We start from the raw sequence: 1,475 nt of genomic DNA, 5'->3' as shown, positions 1-1,475 counted from the left end.
TCTGGCCTGTTCGCTCCCGGAACCGGGCAACCTGCGCGGCACCGGGCTGGCAGCGCAGCCAGAGCCACGCCAGTTCGGCCATCGCCGTTCTAAGCCGCCTGTTTCCGGCTTTCCCGATCCCTTGCTCACGCTCTACTCCACCGCTGTTGCAGGGCGTCGCCGTAAGACCAGCATACGATCCCAACGCCTTGCCATTGGCGAAGTGACGCACGAAAGCCTCGCGAACCAGCACGGTGGCGCTCTGCACCCCGATACCGCGTAACCGGCAAAGCTGCTGGATCATTTTTCCGGCCTCATCCGCAGCGGGTTCCTTAACCACGGCATCACGCTCCCGTTCCAGCTGAGCGATCTGGGTGAGCACGAGCTCGAGCCTGCTCAATAGCCGGTCAATCTTTGCAAATGCGTTCGGCGGCAGCGGCTCACCGAGCCCGGTGCGCAAATCCATCAATCGATGCCGGCGACTCTGGAGGAGCGGATTGTAACCCTCGACGCCTAATGTCGCCAGTACGGCGCCGATCCGGTTGGTCAGGCCGATCCGCTCGGAGATCAACTCCGTTCGCTCGCGGATGCATCGCCGTGCATCCTCGTCGGCTTCGTCCGGGATTGGCACCATGGAACAGACCCGCGGTTCTCTGCGAAGCCACGCCATCAGAGTGCGGAGAAGCAACTCGGCATCTATGCCATCGGATTTGGCGCGGCGCATGCGGCGATCAACTGGAACACTCGAAGGCTGGACAACGTGGACCTCCACGCCCTTCGCGATCAACCATCGCGCCAGCCAGAATCCGGACCATCCAGCTTCATAAATCGCGATCACACGATCGACTCGAGAGCCAGCGGCGGCGGCACGGGTCCGATACCCATCGATTGCCGTTTCAAGGGCCAGCTTATCAGGTGCGATCATATTTCTGGTCTTAGATTGCGGCAGACCAGGCACTTGTGCCGCCAGGACCCAAGACTTGCTGCTCAACTCGATCGCAAGGACAAGCGTGCGGTCGTATTGAACAGATTCCGGCGTATTGAGTGAGTACGACATGACCAGTTCTCCTATCATTGGCATCGCGCAGCCTATCCGCTCTGCGCCACTAATCATGGGATCTGTTTGCCGGCTCGCGGGCCGTGGCCATTGCGGGTTACGCACGCGCCTTGATCTCATTACTAACCAGATCGGTGACGACCATTTGGGCTCTCAGATTCTGGGGGCGTAGTTTCTCCGTTCCATGCCATTCTCCTTCGCGAACTTCTTTGTGGCTTTGGGGACTTCAAATCGTGCCCAAAGCCGCATCTCTATTGACCGCGTACTTCGTGCCGTAGCGCAGAAGGCTCCAGGCTGTGCGGGCCAGTTTGTTGGCCAATGCGACCGCAGCCTTGTTGTGCGGCATGCGTGCGGCAACGCCTCGAAGCCATGGCCCTAGTCCCAACGCGTCCCAACGGTGCGGGCGCATCAGAATGACATTGGCGGCCTGCACCAGCAG

Annotated in this window: 1 protein-coding gene and 1 pseudogene; both read right to left on the bottom strand. The window is 60.5% G+C overall.

Annotated features, from left to right (window positions below; genetic code table 11):
- Nucleotides 1-1,036: IS110 family transposase (locus A2I95_RS37340; RefSeq protein ID WP_291737504.1), on the bottom strand; the 1,036-nt coding region annotated here is incomplete at its 3' end.
- A gap of 226 nt (nucleotides 1,037-1,262) precedes the next feature.
- Nucleotides 1,263-1,475 (bottom strand): annotated as a pseudogene (locus A2I95_RS37335) (IS110 family transposase); the annotation flags it as partial.

This window comes from Leisingera sp. F5, assembly GCF_001593695.1.
The sequence above is the reverse complement of the archived record's forward strand: the minus strand, read 5'-3'. Positions and strand labels throughout refer to the sequence as shown.